Source organism: Synechococcus sp. MIT S9451, assembly GCF_047304725.1.
GTDB lineage: Bacteria > Cyanobacteriota > Cyanobacteriia > PCC-6307 > Cyanobiaceae > Synechococcus_C.
The window spans coordinates 803019-825020 of sequence record NZ_CP138971.1; the positions used below are offsets into that span (position 1 = coordinate 803019).

The following is a 22002-nucleotide window of genomic DNA, read 5'->3' on the forward strand; positions in this document are numbered from 1 at the left end:
TCGAACGTCCGTCACCGTGGAGCTTCCGGATCAGGTCCTGTTGAGTGATCTGCTGCACCACAGGGTGCGTTGTGATCAGGGCATCGACCATGGAGCTGGTGTGATGGCTTGGATGCATCCGCCAGTGCATCGGTTGCTTGGTTGGGTGAGCCGTCCTTCCGCCCTTCGCAACAGTCGTGATGTCTGGCGTCTGGATCAATGGCGTGGCATCTCCGACCAGGAAGTGTTTGTGAAAGGGCTTCCCTCAGTCAGTGATCAGCTCACTTTGGAGCGGCTTCCGACTCTGATTGATGCTGATCTGGTGGATCGGCATGGTGAGCGTCTGGGCCAGATTGCCGACCTCACGTTCGTGCCTGCCACCGGCAAGATCCTCCACTACCTCGTGTCTCGAAGCGATCCGCGTCTTCCTGGTAGCAGTCGCTGGCGGCTGACGACTGATCGGATTCTCGATCAGCAGCCGGGTTTGGTCACCACCGGTCTCTCAGCTCTCGATGACTTACCGCTGGCACGCTCAAGCGTCCGTCAAGACCTACTGCGTCGATCAAAGCATTGGCGTGAGCAGATTCAGCAGATCGGAGATCGGGCTGGTGAGCGCTTGGAAGGCTGGCTGGAAGAGCCCCCTTGGGATGGCACCGCAGGTTGGGTGGAGCGTGATCAGGACAACGCCGACCATTGGGATGACTCCGGTGATTGGGAGGGTTCCTATGCCACGACACCTGAGTCCGTGCGAGATCAGACATCTGAATTTGCTTCGCCTCTCGAGCCTCTCAATGAGGATCTTGATGATCCTCTCAATGGTTGGGATGAGTCTGATTGGAGAGAGGATCCCCCTCGCTCCAGGCGACCTCGCCGCGGTCGTCCCCATTCGTCCGCTCCCGATCCGCAGGAGGAGTCGGATTCTGATCCCTGGGTCTGAGACCACAGTCGGCAACACTGGTAGAAGCTGAAATCCACCCTGTGGTCCAGTCCCTTGAATCGGCAATGCCGTTTGATGTGGCCGCCGCTCTCCGCCAGGAGGGACTTACCGAGGACGATTACCTGGAGATTCAGCGTCGTCTTGGTCGAGATCCCAACCGTGCGGAGCTGGGGATGTTTGGCGTGATGTGGTCGGAGCACTGCTGTTATCGCAATTCCCGGCCTCTGCTCAGTGGTTTCCCTACGGAAGGACCGCGCATCTTGGTGGGGCCTGGAGAGAACGCAGGAGTGGTGGATCTCGGCGATGGCCATCGCCTTGCCTTCAAGATCGAAAGCCACAACCATCCCTCTGCTGTGGAGCCCTTCCAAGGCGCAGCCACTGGTGTGGGTGGCATTCTCCGAGACATCTTCACCATGGGTGCTCGCCCGATCGCCCTGCTCAATGCCCTTCGCTTCGGGCCCTTGGAGGAAACCAGCACCCGCGGTCTCGTTGAGGGTGTGGTTGCCGGCATCGCCCATTACGGCAACTGCGTTGGCGTGCCCACCGTGGGAGGAGAGGTGGCGTTCGATGCCTCTTACAGCGGCAATCCCCTGGTGAATGCCATGGCTTTGGGCTTGATGGAGACCGACGACATCGTCAAGTCCGGCGCCTCCGGTGTCGGTAATCCCGTCGTCTATGTCGGCAGCACCACCGGTCGTGATGGCATGGGTGGAGCCAGTTTCGCCAGTGCTGAACTAAGTGCTGCTTCTTTGGATGACCGCCCTGCTGTTCAGGTGGGTGATCCTTTTCTCGAGAAAGGTTTGATTGAAGCCTGTCTGGAGGCGTTCCAGACTGGAGATGTGGTGGCTGCCCAGGACATGGGGGCGGCCGGGTTGACCTGCAGCTGTTCAGAGATGGCTGCGAAGGGGGATGTGGGCGTGGAGCTCGACCTCGACAAGGTTCCTGCCCGTGAAGAGGGCATGACTGCTTATGAGTACCTCCTGTCCGAATCTCAGGAGCGCATGTTGTTTGTGGTGCGCGCCGGTCGGGAGGAGCCGCTGATGGAACGTTTCCGGCGCTGGGGCCTTCAGGCTGCTGTGGTCGGTCGTGTGTTGGAGGAACCGGTTGTGCGGGTGTTGCAGCATGGCGAGGTTGCTGCTGAGGTGCCCTCTCGGGCTCTGGCGGAGGACACCCCGATCAACCATCACGAACTGCTGGCTGAACCCCCGGCTGATCTCCAGCAGCACTGGACCTGGTGTGATGCCGATCTACCCCCGGCGCCTGTTGGCCATGACTGGGGTACTGACCTGCTCAAGCTGCTGGATGATCCCACGATCGCCAGTAAGCGTTGGGTCTATCGCCAGTACGACCAGCAGGTTTTGGCCAACACCGTGGTTCCATCCGGTGGGGCTGATGCCGCTGTGGTGCGGCTTCGACCACAGCAAGGTGAGGCCTCCCTGCAGACCACGGTCCGTGGCGTGGCTGCAACGGTCGATTGTCCCAACCGCTGGGTGGCTCTTGATCCAGAACGCGGCGCCATCGCAGCGGTGGCTGAGTCTGCTCGCAATCTCAGTTGTGTCGGTGCTGAGCCCCTCGCGGTCACCGACAACCTCAACTTCCCCTCCCCAGAGACCGATCGTGGTTATTGGCAGCTCGCCCTGGCTTGTCGAGGATTGTCAGAAGCGTGTCGTGCGCTCAACACTCCGGTGACTGGAGGGAACGTTTCTCTCTACAACGAAACCCGCGGCGACGACGGCACCCTCACACCCATTCATCCCACTCCTGTGGTGGGCATGGTGGGCTTGGTGGACGACATCAATCGGGTGTGCGGTATGGCTTGGCGTCAGCCCGGTGATCCGATTGTGATGCTTGGGGTCTCGGGTGAGCATCCTGAGGATGATCGGGTCGGGTTTGGCGGTAGCGCTTACCAAGGTGTCATTCACGGCTTGCTTACCGGTCGTCCCCCACGGATCGATCTCGGCTTGGAGGTCAGCGTCCAGGCCCTTGTGCGTGAAGCCATTGCGCAAGGGTTGCTCGCTTCCGCTCATGACTGCAGTGATGGAGGTCTGGCGGTAACCCTGGCGGAAGCGTCGTTAGCTTCTGGGCAAGGCGTTGAGATCAAGTTGGGAGCTTCTCCGGCGTCGTTGCAGCGACGTTTGTTCGCAGAAGGTGGAGCCCGCATTGTGGTGTCGGTGAAATCGGAGCGATGGGAGGACTGGCAAGCTTTGCTGTCCTCTGTCGATGTTCCGCTGCAGCGACTGGGATCCGTGGCTGATCATGATCAGCTCTCCATCACCTGTGAGGGGCAGTCTGTGTTGACTCTGTCGGTGGATGCGTTGGCATCCACGTATGAGCAGGCGTTGCCCCGTCGCCTTGAGGTCTCGTGAGCGGCCGCTGGGGCGTGGTGCAAAATCATGACGGAAGTCTGAAGTTGAGGCGCCCTGTGCATCAGCCCATCGCAGAGCGACCCGATCGGATGGAGGAGGCGTGCGGGGTTTATGCGGTGTTGGCCGATGGGCAACCTGTTGCCAATCTCACTTACTTCGGTCTGTATTCACTGCAGCATCGCGGTCAGGAATCGGCCGGTATCGCCGTTTTCAACCACGGCAAGGTGCGCTTGCACAAAGACATGGGCTTGGTCAGCCAGGTGTTCGATCAGGACGTGCTGGCGCGAATGCCCGGCAACCTCGCCATCGGCCATAACCGCTATTCCACAACGGGCAGCAGCAAGGCTTGCAATGCGCAGCCTGTGGTGTTGATGACCCGTCTGGGGCCTTTTGCCTTTGCTCACAACGGCAATCTTGTCAATGCCGCTGAGCTCCGGGACAAGCTCGATGATGGTCAGACCGAATTCACCTCCACCACTGATTCGGAATTAATTGCTTTCGCGATTCAGCAGGCCGTGAATCGTGGGCTGGATTGGAAGCCGGCCATCATCGAAGCCGCTGCCATGTGCCGCGGAGCCTTCAGCTTGGTGATCGGTACCGTCGACGCGTTGTATGCCCTTCGGGACAGTTATGGCGTCCGACCGTTGGTCTTCGGTCGGTTGGGAGATGCCGAGAGTGGTCACTGGGTGGTGAGCAGTGAAAGCTGTGGTCTGGACATCATCGGTGCAGCTTTTGAGGCTGACGTCGAACCTGGCGAGTTGATTACCTTTCGGCTTGGAGACACTGAGCCCCAGCGGGAGCAATGGGCGGAGCCTTCAACGCGGATGTGTGTGTTCGAGATGATTTATTTCGCTCGTCCAGATAGTCGCTTTTTCGGTGAGTCGCTGTATAGCTATCGCCAACGGATTGGTCAGATTCTGGCCCGTGAATCGGGCGTTGAGGCTGATTTGGTGATCGGTGTACCGGATTCTGGGATTCCGGCAGCGATTGGTTTCTCTCAGGCCAGTGGCATCACCTTCGCTGATGGTCTGATCAAAAATCGCTATGTGGGTCGCACCTTCATTCAGCCCACTCAGGCGATGCGAGAGGCTGGAATCCGCGTCAAGCTCAATCCGTTGCCGGATGTCTTGGCTGGTAAGCGGGTGGTGGTGATTGATGACTCCATCGTGCGCGGTACGACCAGCCGCAAATTGGTGCAGGCTCTGCGTGATGCAGGCGCCACTGAGGTGCACATGCGGATCAGTTCACCGCCAGTCACCCATCCCTGCTTCTACGGCATCGATACCGATACGCAGGATCAGTTAATTGCCGCTCGGTTGACGGTGAAGCAGATCGAGGACCATCTCAAGGTTGACACCCTCGCTTATCTCAGCAAGGAAGGCATGGTTGAAGCCGCTCACGCCAGCTCTGAACATTTCTGCACGGCTTGTTTTGATGGCAGCTATCCAATTCCCATGGATGACTCGGTTCGTTCCAGCAAACTGATGCTCGAACCCTCAGGTGTGGCGGCGTCCAAAGGCTGAGCACAGCAAGCTTCCATCCGGATCTGGGCAGGGATTTAGCTCAGCAAGGGCACCAGATCGGCGAGGCTTTCATCGCCCTTGAGAGTCAGTTGGGTGGGTTGATCGGTGTTGTTGCTCAGCTCGGCGCTGAGCAGTCGGCCATGGCGGTTCTTGCTGCTGACCACCCCCACAAGCTCTTCGACAGCACAGATGGAAACGAGGCGGTCTGGATCCTTCCCTTTGCTTTCGAGCTGCATGATCATGTCGCCCATATCGCCCCTTTTGCACCGGCGTAAATCGCTTAGTGGCAGGCGTATGACTTTCCCCTGACGGCTACCCACAAGAATCTCACCACTGTTTCCTTGTGATTCAGCACTGTGGTCGTTGTGGGCTGGTTGACTGACGGCCCCGACCAGAGATTCTCCGGGCAGCATTCGCATTGTCATTGGACCCTGAGCCAATTTCCCCATCAATGGCAGCGCTTGTTCCTCGACAGGTAGGCAGAGCACTCGGCCGATGTCGCTGACCAGGGCGACTGTTCCGTCGTCTTCACACACCACAGCCGAGAGCAGTGAGACGCCTTCTTTCAGTTTCACGATGCTGGTGGCACGTCCTGAGAGATCCTGCACCTCTTGCAGAGGAAGTCGTTTAAAGCGTCCATCGCTGCTGAGCAGTCCTAAGGAGCGGCAACGGTTGGCGTTGTCGTCGTCAGAGGCCGGAAGGCGCAGCAGGCTGACCACTGGATCGCCTTCCATGGCGGTTGGCAGGAAGCGTTCCAGTCCTCCCGGTTGCTGGCCAGCGAATTCCCAGCGCACCAAGGCCATGCGTCCGCTGCTGGTCACGGCCAGCAATCGGGGCTCAGGCTTGATTGGCAGGATCAGACGGGCCGGAGAGGGTTCATCACCCAGTTCCACTGGTTCGTTCAGATGCAGCCGACCGAGCAGTTGAGGGCTCACCACTTTCACCTGACCATCGGTCTGGATCAGGAGACGTCCGTCCGTGGGCAGGGCTCCAAGCGCCTGACGTCGCTGTAGTTCGGCATTGGGGCGCTGACTCGCAGCCTTTTCGGCCAGCAAGTGGTCGCCTCCTTCGATCAGGCGGGTGCGTCGCGGTGTGGCGAAGCGTTTTTTCAGTTGCTTCAGCTCCTGCACCATCGCATCGAGCAGTTGATCTCGTTCCTTTAACAGCAACTGAAGGCGTTGCCGTTCTCGGCGCAGATCCTCTGCTTCATTGCGCAGGCTTTCTTGCTCAAGGCCTGTGAGCCGTCGTAAGGGCATTGCCAGAACGGCATCAGCCTGTCGTTCGGTTAGATCGAGATGCACCATCAGGCTTGCCCTGGCGGAGGCGGCATCCTTGGCCTCTTGAATCATGGCGATCACCCGTTGGAGTGAATCCAGGGCCGTGATCAAACCCTCCACGACCTCAAGCCGGTCTTCCGTCTTGCGTAGGGCATGACTGGTGCGCCGGATCAGCGTCAGTTCCCGGTATTCCAGGAAGGTCTGCATCAGCTGTCGCAACGACAGCTGTTGTGGTTGACCATTCACCAGGGCCAGGAGAATGGCGCCGAAATTGCTTTGCAGCGATGTTCGGCGTTGCAATTCGGCGAGCACTTTGTCGGGTTCAGCGTCGCGGCGAAGTTCCACTACGACGCGCATGCCTTCGCGATCGCTTTCATCCCTGATGTCGGCAATCCCTCCGATCTTGCCGTCGTTGACTTGGTCGGCGAGTTTTTCGATCCAGCCGGCCTTGCTGAGTTGGTAAGGCAGTTCGGTGATGATCACTGCGCCTCGTTTGTGGCGCCCTTTCCCGGGTTGGATTTCCTCGATGTGGGCGACGCCCCGCATCGGAATGCTTCCCCGGCCGCGCAGATACGTTTCACGGACGCCGGTTCCCAGCAGCACCTCACCGCCTGTGGGGAAATCGGGCCCAGGGATCATCGACAGCAGCTTCTCGTCACTTAGATCGGGCTTGCGCACCATTGCGATCAAGCCATCGACCACTTCGCCCAGGTTGTGTGGCGGGATGCTGGTGGCCATGCCCACCGCGATGCCGGAGCAACCGTTTAGGAGAAGGAACGGCAGCTGGGCCGGAAGCACCGTTGGTTCTTGTTGGGACCCGTCGAAGTTGGAGGCAAAATCAACTGTGTCATCGCCGATCTCATCGAGAAGGCCTTGATGGGCGATGGGGGCCAACCGCGTTTCGGTGTAACGCATGGCTGCCGGTGGGTCATCGTCCACCGATCCGAAGTTTCCATGGCCATCGAGGAGTGGATGGCGGCTCGAGAAGGTCTGAACCAATCGCACCAGTGCGTCGTAGACCGCCTGGTCACCATGGGGGTGATACTTGCCCAGCACGTCACCCACCACGCGGGCGCATTTGCGATAGGGGCGGTCTGGGGTGAGCCCCAGTTCATGCATCGCAAACAGGATGCGGCGCTGCACCGGTTTGAGACCGTCACGGGCATCAGGAAGCGCCCGACCCACGATCACGCTCATCGCGTATTCGAGGTAGGAGCGCTGCATCTCTTGATGCAGGGCGATCGGTTGAACGCGCTCCTCTGCCATCCGTGTCTGGAACTACCGAGGGCGAACGGGGCTCAGCCTACAGATGTCTTTCTGTTTGAACAGCCCTGTTCAAGGACTGCTGGAGGGATCCGCATTGGCTTGGGCACGTTCAACCGCAGTTTTAAGCCCGGGGTTGGTCAGCAGATCTCGGGTGGCGAGGCGCAGGCTGAGACCCCAGAGTTGCTGCTTCTGATGATCAGGCAGAACGTAGTTGGGATCTTGTTTTAGGGCCTGTTGAGCAAGCGTGATCGCTTCTTCATCTCCGTCTTTTTGACGATTCAGAGCTGCGGCCAGGGCCAGCATCGGTTCGGCGTTGCGTTCGATGGTTAGGACATGGCGCCAACGCTGGATCGCTTCTCGCGTGTTCCCCATTTCGAACAACACGATCCCCTGGTTGTTCAGTGCTTCCCAGAATGTTGGTTTGAGGGATGACGCCTTTTCAAAGGCGCTGAGGGCGGCACGGAATTCCGTTTGCATCACCCGTGCATTGCCAAGGTCGAAGTAGGCACTGGGGTTCTTCGGATCCAGCTTTAGCCCTTGGTCCAGGAGCGGGATGGCATCGTTCGGTCGATTGTCCCGAAGAGCTAAAGAGGCTTCGGCAAACCAGAGTCCTGCATTCTTTGGGTCGAGTTTTTTGGCGCGGGCCAGGGAGTCGGCGGCCGGTTTGAGCTGTTTGCTGCGTAGTTGGGCTTCTGCCAGCACGGCCCATAAGCGTTCATCATTCGGACGCAGCCGTACGGCCAGGGCTGCGAGTCGGGCTGCTTCCTCGGGTTGTCCCAGGCTGAGAAGTTGGGCGGCGGTTCGGCCGATGCCGATGGCTGAACCCTCTAATTCCTGGGCACTGGGTAGGTAAACCGTAGGTACAAGCGCCTGAGCGGGCAGTGTGCTGACGATGCTGGCCATCGACAGCACCAGGGCTGAGCACCACGAACGTTGACGTCTCCCCATCACCTTGATCCAGATTTGTCCAGCGTAGGCACGTCCTTCGGCTCTGCCGCGGCGGCATTTCGGCGCCACATCCAGGGTTTAATCCGGCGTAGTGCCGAACCGCGCAGTTGCTCTTGCCAGGTGGCGTCATCCCATGTCATCGCCTGTTCACGGCTGAGATCAAGCATCCATTGCCGTGGTTGCAGATCTGGATCGTCGTTGCTCGGTATGTCGCCTCGATTCCAGGGGCAGACGTCCTGGCAGATGTCGCAACCAGCCACCCAGGGGCCCATCGCTGCCTTGATTGTTTCGGGTAGCTCGGCGTCTCGATTTTCAATCGTGTGATAGGCAAGGCAGAGCCCTGAATCCACCACGAACGGTTCTCGGATCGCCTGGGTCGGGCAGGCCTCCATGCAGAGCGTGCAGCGACCGCAAAGGGGTGCTGCGGGGGGGTCGGGGCTGAGCTCGATGTCGCAGAGGAGATGGCCAATCACCATCCAGGAGCCGCGTTCGTGGTGGATCAGATTGCTGTGCTTTCCGATCCAGCCCAGGCCAGCTTCTTCGGCCCAGGCTTTGTCCAGCAAGGGATCGGCATCCACACAAGCTCGCCAGCGGGTGCCAGGTTTCTGGCTTTCCAGCCACCGTCCCAGTCGTTTCAGTCGTTGGCTCACCACCCGGTGGTAGTCCCGCCCCCAGCCATAGCGCGCGATTGCCAGACGGCCTGGCATCCGTTCGTGTTTCACGTGGTAGTTGAGGCCCACGGCCAGCAGGCTCGTAGCGCCCTCCAGCAATTGAGTCGCATCCTTTCGTCGCGGTGCTGCCATCCAGCCCATGTCGGCTTGGTACCCCGCGTCCAGCCACCGTTCCAGAGCTGCGCTGCGTAAGCGCATCCGTGCGCTTCCTGGCAGTCGGGCGATTCCGACCGGTTCGAATCCCTGTGCTCGGGCCTGATGCTTCAGAGCGCTGCTGAGTTCCTTCTGAGCCGACAGAGCCTCCACGGAAACTGACTCTAAAGTTGGGCACCTTCTGGCAGTTTGCCGTGTCTGCTTCAGCTTCGGGTCTTTCCTCCAACCTGCGCCTGGCGGCAGTGCTTCGCTGGCTCGGCATCACTCTCGTGGTGCTGCTGATTCTCCAGCTCGTCGTGATCTTCAGTGCTGCGGAATGGAGTGATCCAGCTTTTCAGCAGGTGCTGATTGAGCGCCTGGTGAATCAGGCACCGATGGGTTTGGTGGGTCTGTTGTTGATGTTGATTGGTTCGCGGCTTGATCATCCAGGTGCTGCGCGTACGCCGATTCGCTGGGTGGTCTGCGTCCTCTCCTCTTTGCTCACCATCGCCCTGATCGGTGTCGTCCCCATGGCGATCACCGGTAATCAGACCCTTGCTGGTCAGGCTGATCAGACCCTCGAGCAAAAGCGTGGTCAGTTGGAGATGGCCCGCCAGCAGTCCAAGGATCCTGAAGGCGTGAAGATGTTGGGTGAACAGCTGGCCCAGGCCGGCCAGCTGCCTGCAGGTGCCAGCGATGACGACAAAACCAAGGCTGCCCAGAGGTTTATTGATGGTCAGCTTGCTCAGATGGACGACCAGATCCAGCAGGCTGAACGACAGCGCAATCTGGCTGTGAATCAGCGGCGCTTTGGGGGCACTTTCAGTGCGGTCGTTTTGGCTGTGGCCTTTGTGCTGCTTGCTCTCGCCTCGGTTCTCTAAAGGCGGGTTTTCGCTGGCAGCTGGTTAGGTTGGGCAGATCACGTCGGCTCCAAGCCCTGGTCGTTCCTTGGTGCAGTCCAACCCCAGACCTGATCTGCCGCTCGGCGACAGACTTCAGAAGGATCTGAAAAATGATCTGATCGCCGGTCTGCTGGTGGTCATTCCGCTTGCCACCACGATTTGGTTGGCGACAACGGTGAGCCGCTTTGTACTCGCGTTTTTGACGTCGATTCCGAAGCAGTTCAATCCTTTCATCACCCTCAATCCGCTTCTACAGGATCTGATCAACCTGGCGCTGGGTTTAACGGTGCCTCTGCTCGGGATCTTGTTGATCGGCCTGATGGCTCGCAACATCGTTGGCCGCTGGTTGCTTGAGTTCGGTGAGGGGACCTTGCAACGCATCCCCCTGGCAGGCTCCGTTTACAAGACGCTCAAGCAGTTGCTTGAGACCTTTCTGCGAGACAACTCCAGTCGTTTCCGCCGGGTTGTTCTCGTGGAATATCCCCGTGAAGGACTCTTCAGCGTTGGATTCGTGACCGGAGTGGTTGGTCCCTCACTCCAGGCCGATTTGAAGGAACCGTTGCTCAGCGTCTTCATTCCCACAGCGCCCAATCCCACCACTGGCTGGTACACCCTGGTTCCTGAATCCTCGGTGCGGGATCTCGAGATTTCGGTGGAGGATGCCTTCCGAACGATTATTTCGGCTGGCATTGTGAATCCCGATGAGCGGGAGGCTCCGGTCAATCGCAGTTTTTCAAGTCTGATCTCCCAGCTGCGAGCATCGGTATCCCCCTCGTCGTCCACGTCAGGGGTCTGACCCATCCCTTCGTTTTTTACTTGCTTTCATGCAGTCCCGTTCTCTAGCCCGTGAGCTGGCACTGCTGGTGCTTGGTCAGCTCTCTGATCGTGATCATCAGGATGCTGCGGATCTGCAGCTGGATTCCGTTCTCCAGAAAGCTCTTGAGACTTTGCAGCAGCATTGGCGAGAGTCGCTGGATGCCTCGGCTCAGGATCTTGAAAAGGCTCAGCAGTCTCTGCTCGATAGCGAGCTTCAAGATGGTGGCGATCACAGTTCATCCGTGGTTCGGGATCACCTCAAGGCTTCACTGACTACCGCTGAGCAGGTGTTGAACAGTCTCTCCGGAAGCCTGGAGCTGCCCCGTCTGCTTGCCTTGGCTGATCAGGAGACCGTGCGCCACGGAGCGATGCGTCGGGTGAGTCTGGTGTTGGAACAGCGGAGTGGCATCGATGCTCGTCTAGATGGGGTGATGGAGGGCTGGCGTTTGAGTCGTTTGCCCCGCATCGACCGTGACATCCTGCGCCTAGCCGTGGTTGATCTCACCAGTTTGAAGACACCTTCCGCTGTCGCCTGCAATGAGGCGGTCGAACTGGCTAACCGCTACAGCGATGATCAAGGTCGTCGCATGATTAATGGCGTTCTGCGGCGTCTGCAGAATGCGGCTCAGGCTTCATCTGCAGGCTCCTGATTTCGTTTCGCTTCGGCAGTTTCGATGGTTTTCGACTGGTTCCAGCGTCGCTCCGCTCAACCCGAGCCGACTCCAGCGGAGAGTGACTCGGCATCACCGATCGACAGTGATGGCGAGACACCAGAGTCTTCCGCAGCAGACGAGCTGGCCAACGCACAATCGCCTGAGCCTGAGCCTGAGCCTGAGCCTGAGCCTGAGCCTGAGCCTGAGCCTGAGCCTGAGCCCAGCATCCCTGCATCACAGCCGTCAGTTGCGGCAGTTGCGGCAGTGGATGAGGCAGCTCCAACCGCTGCCGAAGCTTCGGCGACCGCTGATGTGGACGACGATCCCCTTGAGTGGGCTCGTCAGGCCTATGCCCGTCTGAAGGCGCAGCAGGCGGCTGAAGCTGAACAAATTCAGACGCCCGTTGCGCCAGAGCAGCCCTTACCAGAGCAGCCCTCAGTTGAAGAGGTCTCTGAGGTGGCCTCACCTGAATCACCGGTGAGCACCGCTTCGTCTGCCACTCCGCTTTCGACCCCGATTGCCACTTCGGAGTCCAGTACGACTCCCGCACCAAGGCTGTCTCTTCTCGAGCAGGCCGCCGCTGAGCGGCAGCAACGCCAGCAGGAGCTTGAGGCCCGTGCCACGTCCGCACCGGTGTCGATGCCTGCACCGGCCGCTCCCTCGGTTGAGCCTGCTCTGGCAGATGGTTCTGATCAACCTCAGCTTGGCGAGTTCGATGACAGCTTCACTTGGTCTGCCGAGGTGTTGGCGGCCCAGGGTCGTCAGGCCGATCAGGTCTCGCTGGAAGAAATCGACTGGCTCGTTCGCCTTCGTCGTGGCCTTGAAAAAACCCGACAGGGCTTTGTTACTGGTCTTCTCGACAGCCTTGGAGATGATCCCCTCACCCCTGAGGTGGTGGATGACCTTGAGGCCCTTCTGCTCCGTGCAGATGCTGGTGTTGTGGCGACCGATCAGGTGATGGAAGCGCTCAGAAAACGCCTCAATGAAGAGGTGGTGGATCCCAGCGAAGGAATCCGTTTCTTGAAGGAGCAGCTGCGAAACTTGCTGGATGAGCCGATTCAGGCCAGTGGTTTTGAGCTACTTGCCCCTGAGCGCGGGCGTCTGAATATCTGGTTGATGGTGGGTGTCAATGGAGTCGGTAAGACCACGACCCTCGGCAAGCTTGCCAACCTGGCGGTGCGAAGCGGTTACAGCGCCATGATCGCCGCTGCGGATACGTTCCGAGCTGCTGCAGTGCAGCAGGTGGAGGTGTGGGGTCAACGCAGTGATGTGCCCGTGGTGTCCAATCCCACAGCCAACGCTGATCCTGCTGCTGTCGTGTTCGATGCGATTGGAGCGGCCCGCTCCAAAGAGGCAGATCTGCTCTTGGTCGACACGGCTGGTCGTCTGCAGACAAAGCACAATTTGATGGAGGAGCTTCAGAAGATTCGGCGCATCGTTGATCGTCTAGCTCCGGAATCGAAGGTGGAATCTCTCCTGGTCCTTGATGCCAGTCAGGGTCAGAACGGGCTGAAACAGGCGCTGGCCTTCGCCAAGGCTGCCGATCTCACGGGGGTGGTGATCACCAAACTCGATGGAACCTCCCGCGGTGGAGTTGCTCTGGCTGTTTCGTCTGAGGCGGGTCTTCCGATCAGGTTCATCGGAGCCGGAGAGGGAATCCGTGACCTCCGACCGTTCAACAGCTTTGAGTTTGTGGAGGCTTTGTTGGCCGGCCGCTGATCGCCGTAGCTAGCGTTCGCGCACTGCCATGGACGGCCGTGAGCAGCAAGTCAACCCGTCGCCATTCCACGCCGCATCAACGCACCGTGGCTCAGCCCTTAACGGCGACTGCTTCGCTGCGAGAACTGTTCGACAGCTTTTCTAGGGAGCAGCGATCCAGCCAGGAGCTTCTGGCCTCCCTTGGATTTGCCCTGCGTAGCTTCACCAACCTGCATCGCTTCCTGGAGTTGGTGCCTGTGGTGGCCTCCCGTCTGGTGGGTGTTGACGGTTCCCTGCTGGTCCCTTTCACCGCTGATGGCAGGATCTGGCGCGAGCAATTGCAGATGTTGCCAGATCAGCGGTCGCCAGAGCTGTTGCGACAAATCGCCGCCTTTGATCCGGGCACAGCGGTGGGCTTCGGTTCGGATGAACGCCAGGTGCTTGCTCTCGACCATCTAGTCCAGCGCCATCTCGGCCGGGCCGGTCTGTTTGCCACATCTCTGGTGGCTCGCGGCCGTCAGCGGGGTCGTCTGTATGTGTTCAGCAGTACCGGTCCTCTGGTTTGGAGTGACGTGCACCGGCGCCATGTGCAACTGGTGGCTGATCTCACTGGTGTTGCTGTCGAACACGATTTGATGCTCCAGGAAGCACGCCGTCATGAGCGTGTGGATCGCCAGCTCAGCATTGGTGCCGAAATTCAGGCGCAATTGCTTCCCGATCATTGTCCGGTGATCGAAGGGGTGGAGCTTGCCGCTCGTTGTCGTCCCGCCTTTCAGGTGGGTGGTGACTACTACGACTTCATTCCCACGCGTCCGGAGCTGATGGGTCGGCGCCGTGAGCGTGGACGCTGGGCTCTGTTGATGGGTGATGTGATGGGGAAGGGGGTCCCCGCTGGTCTACTGATGACCATGCTGCGCGGGATGTTGCGGGCCGAAGTTCTCAGCGGCCTGCCTCCTGATCGGATCCTCCACGATCTCAACCAGCTGGCCCAGGAGGATCTGGCTCAGTCGCACCGTTTTGTCACGCTGTTCTATTCCGATTTCGATCCCCGTACCCGACGCTTGCGCTTTGCCAATGCTGCCCACAATCCGCCCTTGATTTGGAGGGCGCAGCAGCGCAGTATCAGTCGGTTGGATGCCCCGGGTCTGCTGATTGGTTTGCAGGCGGAGGCGGAATACGGTTGCGGTGAGGTGGTGCTTGAACCTGGTGATGTGCTGCTCTATTACACCGATGGGGTGACCGAGGCACCTGGGATCACTGGTGATCGCTTTGATGAGGAGCGCCTGATGCGCAGCCTTGAGGCGGCTTGTCGATCTGGCACCGGGTCTCAAGGCATCCTCGATCAGCTCTTCACCCGTCTGGATCGCTTCGTTGGAGTGGATCGCCAACTGGAAGATGATGCCTCGATGGTGGTGTTGAAGGTCCCGGAGGAGGTGATGTTGCCTTCTGTTCCCCGGGCTGCGCTCTGATTGTTCGGCACCGTTGGGATCCCTCGGCCTGACAAGCTGACTGCACGCTGAGCTCGGATGACGGTATGGCTGGGGGAGTGACGGGTGGAGGCTCCGGCACCTGGAGTGACCGCTTTGATCAGGGCCTCCACCCTGCGATCGAAAGGTTCAATGCTTCGATCGGGTTCGACATCACTCTTCTTCAAGAGGATCTCGACGGTTCCATCGCCCATGCCCGCATGTTGGCGGAATGTGGTGTGATCAGTGCCGAGGAAGCCAGCCAGCTCTGCGCAGGGCTGGAGACGATACGCGATGAGGCCGCGGCCGGATCTTTCCGTCCCGGCCTGGCTGATGAGGATGTTCACTTTGCCGTTGAGCGGCGTTTGATCACCCTGCTCGGACCGGTCGGAAAGAAGCTTCACACCGGTCGCAGTCGTAACGACCAAGTGGGCACCGACCTGCGCCTTTGGCTGCGCCGTCGTCTTGATGAACTGAACGATCGCGTGCTCCGTTTTCAGCGGGCGCTGCTGCAACAGGCCTTAGACCAGCGCACCACCCTGATCCCGGGCTATACGCACCTGCAGCGGGCACAGCCCGTTTGTCTGGCGCATCATCTTCTTGCTTATGTGGAGATGCTGGAGCGTGATCGCCAGCGCCTGGCTGATGTGCGCGGCAGGGTCAATGTCTCACCACTTGGGGCTGCTGCCTTGGCAGGAACCCCGGTGCCGATCAACCGCCGCAGCACAGCCGAGGCCCTTGGTTTCGAGGCGATCTATGCCAACAGTCTTGATGCTGTCAGTGACCGAGATTTCGCTGTTGAATTCGCATCGGCTGCGGCGCTGGTGATGGTGCACCTCAGTCGTCTTGCGGAAGAGGTGATTTTCTGGGCGAGCGAGGAGTGTGGCTTTGTGCGACTCAGCGATCGCTGTGCCACCGGCAGCAGCCTGATGCCCCAGAAGAAGAATCCTGATGTACCTGAATTGGTGCGGGGTAAGTGCGGGCGCGTTTTCGGCCACTTGCAAGGTTTGCTGACGATGATTAAGGGTCTTCCCCTCGCGTACAACAAGGATTTTCAGGAAGACAAGGAAGCCCTGTTCGATCTGGTTCGCACCACATCCGATTGTCTTGAGGCGATGGCGATCCTGATGGAGGAAGGAGTCGAGTTTCGTCCTGAGCGGCTTGAACGGGCGGTGGCGTCTGATTTTTCTAATGCCACGGATGTCGCTGATTATCTGGTGGCCCGCGGTGTGCCTTTCCGGGAGGCCTACCAGTTAGTCGGGGCCGTGGTGAAACGTTGTCTGCAGGACGGTGTGTTGTTGCTCGATCTCAGCCTCGACCAATGGAAAAGCTTTCACCCTGTGTTTGAGGCGGATCTGTTCGAGGCTCTAGCTCCGCGTCAAGTGGTGGCGGCCCGCGTCAGTGAAGGGGGCACTGGTTTTGTGCGTGTTGAGGAACAGTTGAAACGCTGGGAATCGCGATTGGCATGAAGGTGGATGAAACGAAGTGACTGACTGGGTCTACGCTGAGTAGGCCAAAGGCCATTGATTCCTTTCCGGAGCATGAACCGATGGCAGGTCAGGTCCCATCGGTCCCCTTCATCAACGGTCCACTAGGAAAGTGAGCATCTTCGTCGGCAATCTGCCCTTCCGCGCTGAGCAGGAAGACATCATTGAATTGTTTGCGACCCATGGCGAGGTCTCAAACTGCGCCCTTCCTTTGGAACGGGACACCGGTCGAAAGCGTGGCTTCGCCTTCATCGAAATGGTCGATGAAGCTGCCGAAGACGCTGCGATCGAGGCGCTCCAGGGAGTTGAGCTCATGGGTCGTCCCCTGAGGATCAATAAAGCCGAGCCTCGTGGCAGCGCTCCACGTCGTGGTGGCGGTGGCGGTTATGGCGGCGGCGGTGGTGGTTACCGCGGCGGTGGTTCGGAAGGAGGTGGTTACCGCAGCGGTGGCGGTGGCGGTGGCGGTTATGGCGGTGGCTCTGGTGCCCGTGGCTGGGAAGATCGCAGTTACGGCGGTGGCGCTGGCGGCGGCGGCGGCGCTGGCGGTCAGTCCAGTGACTATGACGACGGTCGCAGTCGTCGCCGTCGCAGCGGTGCTGGTGGTGGTGGTGACAGTTACGGCGGTGCTGAGGGCTGATCTCTGCTTTTACAGCCCGGCATCAAGCAGTTGCCGGGCTGCTTCCTCCAGCACCGGGATGTCAGCTCCACGGCGTTGAGCTTTGAGCCCGAGGTTGCGTCTCCAGTGCCGGGCTCCAGGGACTCCTTCCACCAGTTGCACCAGATGGCGGCAGAGGTCCCAGAGCCTCCCGCCCCGTTCGAGATGAGCTTGGGCATGGGGGATCAGGCCAAGCACCACACCTGAGGCGGTGATGGTGCGTTCGCTCTCGCCGTAGATCAGTTGGTCGACACATCCCCAACGCAGAGGATGGGCATAGGCCGATCGCCCCACCATGGCGCCATCACAGCTGCGCAGCGCATCCAGACACTGTTCCGGGGTGTCGAGGCCACCGTTGAGTTCGATCGTCAGCTCGGGTCTGCGTTGTTTCAGGGCGATGACCCGGTCATGTTGCAGCGGTGGAATTGTGCGGTTCTGCTTGGGGTCGAGTCCCTCCAGCCAGGCTTTGCGGGCATGAATCGCGAAGCGTGAGGCACCGCCGGCAGCAACCAGGTCGACAAAGGTCTGGAGCAGGGCATCACTATCGAGGTCGTCGATGCCCACGCGGTGTTTCACGGTCACCGGCAGCGGGGAGGCCTGGCACATCGCTTCTACGCAGCGAGCGACCTGTTCTGGTTCCGCCATCAGGCAGGCACCGAAATTGCCTGCTTGCACCCTGGGGCTAGGGCAGCCCACGTTGAGGTTGATCTCGTCGTACCCCCAGTCGGCAGCCATTTTTGTGGCTTCAGCCAGCAGAGCGGGGTCATCGCCCCCGACCTGTAGGGCAATGGGATGTTCCACCGGATCGAACGCCAACAGGCGTTCCCGACGCTTGCTGTGGTGCAGCGCTTGAGCCACCACCATCTCTGAATAGAGCAGAGCTCGACGGCTGATCTGCCGCATCAGCACTCGGAAGTGTCGATCGGTGCAGTCGAGCATCGGCGCGACGCTGAACCGCCAGGCGGGTTCCCGATCAATAGGGGGTGGGGAATCCATCGCTCCATTCTTCCCTTCCCTTGGACCGAAGCACTTAGATAAGGGGTGTTGATCGATTCATGCCTGAAGCCATGGCCTCTTCACTGCAGTACTGGTGGCTGAGTCGCCGTTCCCTGCTGTTGGCGATCTTGGCCGGATCGGTCGGTCTGTTCAGGTCGCCGAAGCTTGTGCTGGCTGCCTCCAAGGCTGATGAAACGGCCTGGGACCTCAGTGATGCGGAGTGGAAGCGCCGCTTGTCTCCGGAGGCTTATCGCGTTTTGCGACAGGAAGGAACGGAACCACCGTTTAGCAGTGCTCTCAATGATGAAAAGCGACCAGGCACCTTTCACTGCAGCGGTTGTGATCTGCCTCTGTTCTCCTCTGAGGCCAAGTTCAACAGCGGCACCGGCTGGCCCAGCTTTTGGCAGGCACTGCCTGGAGCGATCGCCACAAAGATAGATTTCAAGCTGATCATTCCCCGCACCGAATACCACTGCCGTCGCTGTGGTGGTCATCAGGGCCATGTGTTTAATGACGGGCCCAAACCCACCGGCAAGCGTTTCTGCAACAACGGAGTTGCACTGCGATTCCAGCCCTCCCCATGATTTGATTGTGATCGGTGGGGGTCCCGCCGGTTTCATGGCAGCGATCACGGCGGCGGAGCAGGGCTGCCAGAGAGTGCTGGTGCTGGAGGCCACACCGGACCCGTTGACCAAGGTTCGGATCAGCGGAGGGGGCCGTTGCAATGTCACCCATGCTTGCTGGGACCCTCGGGAACTGGTCGGTCATTACCCCCGCGGTAGCCGCCCCCTGCGCGGGCCGTTCAGCCGTTTTGCTTGTGGTGATGCCGTGGGCTGGTTCTCAGACCATGGCCTTGAGTTGGTGGAGGAACCTGATGGCCGCATGTTCCCCCAAGCCAACCGTTCCGAGGCGGTGATCGATTGCCTGCTCAAGGCTTCCCGTGCAGTTGGTGTGGCGTTGGAATGCCGTGCTCCGGTGCGCCGGGTGGAGACCACCCAAGCCGGTTTCGTGGTGCATGGTTCTGGTGGTCGGGTCTGGCGTGGCTGCAGGCTGTTGCTGGCCACCGGTGGCCACCCCAGTGGCCGACGCTTTGCTCAGCTTTTGGGGCATGGGGTGACGCCTCCGTTGCCTTCCTTGTTCACCTTGGCTCTGGAAGCACCCGCGATTACGGCTTGCAGTGGCATCGCTCTTGATGATGTCAGCCTCGAAGTGAAGTGCGATCAGCAGCGTTTTCGGCAGACCGGTCGTGTGCTGATCACTCACTGGGGTCTCAGCGGACCCGCCACCTTGCGCCTGAGTGCTTTTGCAGCGCGTGCTTTGCATGGCCAGCGTTATCGGGGTGTTCTGCTAGTGCGCTGGGTTGGGGGCCACACACTGGATCAGGTCGCGTCTGAGTTGGCGCAGTTGCGCCGGCAGCAGCCACGACGCAGTTTGGCGGTGGCCAGGCCTTGGCCTGAACGCTTGCCGCGTCGCCTTTGGTTGGCTTTGCTCTTGCAGGTAGGGGCCGACTCGCAGCGCCGCTGGGCTGATTGTCCCGGGAGTTGGGAGCGGGCTTTGGCTCAGGCTCTCACCGGAAGTCGTTACCCGATTCGCGGTCGCGGTCCGTTCGGGGAGGAGTTCGTCACAGCTGGCGGGGTGGATCTCGGGGAGATCAATCTGGCCACGATGGAGAGTCGGCGGCTGCCAGGGCTTTATCTCGCTGGTGAGCTGATGGATGTCGATGGGGTCACCGGAGGTTTCAATTTTCAGCACTGCTGGAGCAGCGGCTGGCTGGCTGGTCAGGCCATAGCCGCGTCTCTGTCTTGATCGGAATGGCCTGCATCGTCTTCAAAGCGATGCAGGCTCAGTTGATCTGATCGAACACGGTGAACATCGGCAGATACATCGCCAGCAGAATGGAGCCGACGATGCCGCCAACGACCACGATCATTGCTGGTTCGAGCATCGAGGTGAGGGCCTTGACCGCTGCCGAGACCTCGTCTTCGTAAAAGTCGGCCACCTTGCTCAGCATCTGATCCATCTCCCCGGTTTCTTCGCCGATGGCCAGCATGCTGAGGGCCATATCGGGTAGAACTTTTTGGCGGATCAGGGCCGCGCTCAGCAGCACCCCTTCCTGCACCCGGTTGCGGGATTCCAGAATCGCGTCGGAAATGATCGCGTTGCCGGCGGTTTCGCTCGAGATCTCTAAGGACATCAGGATTGGAACTCCTGCCCGGGTCAGGGAGCTGAAAATCCGACAGAACTGGGCGGTGGCCGTTTTCATGATCAGATCCCCAAAGAGAGGCAGTTTCAGGATCAGGCGATCGATCACACGCCGCCCGTTGTGCGTGGCGTAGTAGCGGCTGATCAGCCAGATCCCTATCAGCCCGGCGCCGGCAATCAGTAGGGCAAAAGACGATCGCAATAAGGCGCTCAAATCCACCATCAGCTGAGTGAACAGCGGTAGCTCTGCTCCTAGGTCTTCAAAGATCCCCGCGAAGGTTGGAATCAAAAAGATGGTCATTCCCAGAAACACCAGGATGGCGATTGCCAGAACGGCGACTGGATAGCCCAGGGCGCCTTTGATCTGGTTTTGCAGCCTGGCGTTGTCTTCAAGCAGCTTGGCTAAACGTTTCAGTGATTCGTCGAGGACGCCTCCCGCTTCACCGGCTTCGACCATGGCAATGCTGAGCTTGTCGAACACCTTCGGCCATTGGCGCATGGCAGTCGCCATGGCCGTGCCTTGATTCACATCCAGGCCGATCTGCAGCAATGCTCGCTTGAACATCGGCAGTCGCTGCTGGCTGGCCATCAGATCCAGGCTGCGCACAATCGGCACCCCTGCATCCACAAGTGCCGCCAGCTTGCTCGCAAAAACCGCCTTTTCTCGCACCCCCGGTGCCTTTTCAAAGGCGCCACTGAGATCGAAGGAGAGCATGGTTTGCAGGCCGCCTTTTGCCTGTCCTTCGCTCGTGTTGTTGGGGTTGCTTCCACGCTTCCGTGGCCTTCCACCTTGGTCGGTTGGCTTCTCCATCTGAACCGTTGTCGCCTTGATGCCCCGCCGTCGCAGCAGCTTGCGCGCCGTTGCTAGATCCGGAGCTTGGATCCGCAGGGTTCGGTCTCCGCCACTGGTGGCTTGATAGGTGGCAACGAAGCTGGCCATGGCGTTCGGCTCAGCTGTTCCCTAGGAGACGATTCAGTTCGCCTGGTTTCCCGGCCTTGGTCATGGCTTCTGCCTGGCTGATTGCTCCGGTTTGGACGAGATTGGCAAGGGCCCGTTCCAGGGTCTGCATGCCCAGTTCACCCCCGGTCTGAAGTTGGGAATAGAGCTGAGCCGTTTTGCCTTCACGGATCAGGTTTGCGATTGCCGGGGTGTTGATCAAGATCTCTTGAGCCATCACCCGTCCGAATTCGCCGGGCTGCGGCTTGTCGCGACGGCAGAGGGTTTGGGAGAACACGGCCATCAGACTTCCCGATAGCTGCACACGGATTTGGGTCTGCTGGCCAGGTGGGAACACATCCACCATGCGATCGACGGTCTGGGCGGCTGAGCTTGTGTGCAGGGTGCCGAAGACCAAGTGACCGGTTTCGGCTGCACTGATGGCGAGTTGAATCGTTTCCAGATCGCGCATCTCACCCACCAGAATCACGTCGGGGTCTTCGCGCAGCGCAGCCCGTAGGGCATTGGCAAAGCTGCGAGTGTCTTCATGCAACTGGCGCTGGTGCACCATGCTGCGGTCACTGCGGTACACGAATTCGATCGGATCCTCGATCGTGAGGATGTGCTCGCTGCGGGTGTGGTTGATGTGGTCGAGCAGTGCCGCCAATGTGGTGGTTTTGCCGGATCCGGTCGGTCCCGTCACCAGCACAAGGCCGCGGGGGCGGGCAGAGGTTTCCACCACCACTGGGGGCAGGTTGAGTGCCTCGATACTGGGAATTGAACTGCCGAGCGCCCTGAGGCAGGCGGCATAGCTGCCCTTCTGGCGATAGACGTTCACGCGGAAGCGTGCCACGCCTTTGAGGCCGTAGGCACAATCGAGCTCCCAGGTCTGTTCCAGCGTCTTGCGCTGGCTGTTATTGAGCATTGAGAAGATCAGGCGGTTGCAGCTCTCCTCACTCAGCGGTGTGTCGGAGAGGGGGCGCAGTTCGCCGCTGAAACGGCCGTACGGTGGTTGGCCGCAGGCGAGATGCAGATCACTGCCTTCGGCCTTGACCAGTTGCTCCATCAGGTCTTCGATCATCAGATCCATG

18 protein-coding genes are annotated in these 22002 nt (G+C 59.8%); 12 read left to right on the forward strand and 6 right to left on the reverse strand.

What is annotated here, in order from left to right:
• The first annotated feature begins 16 nt into the window (after nt 1–16).
• From SIB72_RS04200 to purF, 3 genes are all read left to right on the forward strand, one after another.
• Nucleotides 17–916, forward strand: a complete 900-nt coding sequence (locus SIB72_RS04200) for an RNA methyltransferase (protein WP_244281506.1) — start codon at nt 17–19, stop codon at nt 914–916.
• Nucleotides 917–981: 65 nt separating this feature from the next.
• Nucleotides 982–3282, forward strand: coding sequence for a phosphoribosylformylglycinamidine synthase subunit PurL (purL, locus tag SIB72_RS04205; RefSeq protein WP_413744704.1), 2301 nt, complete (start codon nt 982–984; stop codon nt 3280–3282).
• A gap of 89 nt (nt 3283–3371) precedes the next feature.
• Nucleotides 3372–4805: an amidophosphoribosyltransferase gene (purF, locus tag SIB72_RS04210; protein ID WP_413744705.1), complete on the forward strand. Its 1434-nt coding sequence runs from the start codon at nt 3372–3374 to the stop codon at nt 4803–4805.
• Nucleotides 4806–4840: 35 nt separating this feature from the next.
• Here purF and SIB72_RS04215 read toward each other — a convergent pair whose 3' ends face one another.
• From SIB72_RS04215 to queG, 3 genes are all read right to left on the reverse strand, one after another.
• Entirely contained in the window at nt 4841–7348 is a 2508-nt protein-coding gene (locus SIB72_RS04215) for a DNA gyrase/topoisomerase IV subunit A (protein WP_413744706.1), read from the reverse strand.
• A gap of 69 nt (nt 7349–7417) precedes the next feature.
• Complete coding sequence (locus SIB72_RS04220) at nt 7418–8296, reverse strand: tetratricopeptide repeat protein (protein WP_115119271.1); 879 nt, start codon at nt 8294–8296, stop codon at nt 7418–7420.
• Nucleotides 8296–9273 carry a tRNA epoxyqueuosine(34) reductase QueG gene (queG, locus tag SIB72_RS04225; protein WP_413744707.1) on the reverse strand — a complete coding sequence of 326 codons (978 nt, stop codon included), beginning with the start codon at nt 9271–9273 and terminating at the stop codon, nt 8296–8298. Before queG ends, SIB72_RS04220 begins: the two co-directional genes overlap by 1 nt.
• 41 nt (nt 9274–9314) lie before the next feature.
• Between queG and SIB72_RS04230 the strand changes: the two genes are divergently transcribed.
• The 7 genes from SIB72_RS04230 (at nt 9315) to SIB72_RS04260 (ending at nt 16758) form a co-directional block, all read left to right on the forward strand.
• The gene (locus SIB72_RS04230) at nt 9315–9980 is read left to right on the forward strand and encodes an HpsJ family protein (RefSeq protein WP_244281507.1); all 666 of its coding nucleotides are present in this window, start codon (nt 9315–9317) and stop codon (nt 9978–9980) included.
• 67 nt (nt 9981–10047) lie between these two features.
• Nucleotides 10048–10797, forward strand: coding sequence for a DUF502 domain-containing protein (locus SIB72_RS04235; protein ID WP_115019026.1), 750 nt, complete (start codon nt 10048–10050; stop codon nt 10795–10797).
• Nucleotides 10798–10825: 28 nt separating this feature from the next.
• On the forward strand, nt 10826–11467 hold the full coding sequence (gene nusB, locus SIB72_RS04240; RefSeq protein WP_413744708.1) for a transcription antitermination factor NusB: 642 nt from the start codon (nt 10826–10828) through the stop codon (nt 11465–11467).
• A gap of 24 nt (nt 11468–11491) precedes the next feature.
• Complete coding sequence (ftsY, locus tag SIB72_RS04245) at nt 11492–13189, forward strand: signal recognition particle-docking protein FtsY (protein WP_413744709.1); 1698 nt, start codon at nt 11492–11494, stop codon at nt 13187–13189.
• 38 nt (nt 13190–13227) lie between these two features.
• The gene (locus tag SIB72_RS04250; protein WP_413744710.1) at nt 13228–14637 is read left to right on the forward strand and encodes a PP2C family protein-serine/threonine phosphatase; all 1410 of its coding nucleotides are present in this window, start codon (nt 13228–13230) and stop codon (nt 14635–14637) included.
• 65 nt (nt 14638–14702) lie between these two features.
• Nucleotides 14703–16103: an argininosuccinate lyase gene (gene argH / locus SIB72_RS04255; protein WP_413744711.1), complete on the forward strand. Its 1401-nt coding sequence runs from the start codon at nt 14703–14705 to the stop codon at nt 16101–16103.
• Between the two features lie 130 nt (nt 16104–16233).
• Nucleotides 16234–16758, forward strand: coding sequence for an RNA recognition motif domain-containing protein (locus SIB72_RS04260; protein WP_413744712.1), 525 nt, complete (start codon nt 16234–16236; stop codon nt 16756–16758).
• A 9-nt stretch (nt 16759–16767) separates the two neighbouring features.
• Here SIB72_RS04260 and dusA read toward each other — a convergent pair whose 3' ends face one another.
• Nucleotides 16768–17772 (reverse strand): tRNA dihydrouridine(20/20a) synthase DusA, encoded by a 1005-nt coding sequence (dusA, locus tag SIB72_RS04265; RefSeq protein WP_413744713.1) that lies wholly within the window; start codon nt 17770–17772, stop codon nt 16768–16770.
• Between the two features lie 71 nt (nt 17773–17843).
• Here dusA and msrB point away from each other — a divergent pair, with 71 nt between their 5' ends.
• On the forward strand, nt 17844–18356 hold the full coding sequence (msrB, locus tag SIB72_RS04270; protein ID WP_413744714.1) for a peptide-methionine (R)-S-oxide reductase MsrB: 513 nt from the start codon (nt 17844–17846) through the stop codon (nt 18354–18356).
• Nucleotides 18283–19578: an NAD(P)/FAD-dependent oxidoreductase gene (locus tag SIB72_RS04275; protein WP_413744715.1), complete on the forward strand. Its 1296-nt coding sequence runs from the start codon at nt 18283–18285 to the stop codon at nt 19576–19578. Before msrB ends, SIB72_RS04275 begins: the two co-directional genes overlap by 74 nt.
• 37 nt (nt 19579–19615) lie before the next feature.
• Here SIB72_RS04275 and SIB72_RS04280 read toward each other — a convergent pair whose 3' ends face one another.
• Complete coding sequence (locus tag SIB72_RS04280; RefSeq protein ID WP_413744716.1) at nt 19616–20914, reverse strand: type II secretion system F family protein; 1299 nt, start codon at nt 20912–20914, stop codon at nt 19616–19618.
• Between the two features lie 10 nt (nt 20915–20924).
• Complete coding sequence (locus SIB72_RS04285) at nt 20925–22001, reverse strand: type IV pilus twitching motility protein PilT (protein WP_413744717.1); 1077 nt, start codon at nt 21999–22001, stop codon at nt 20925–20927.
• Nucleotide 22002: the final 1 nt, after the last annotated feature.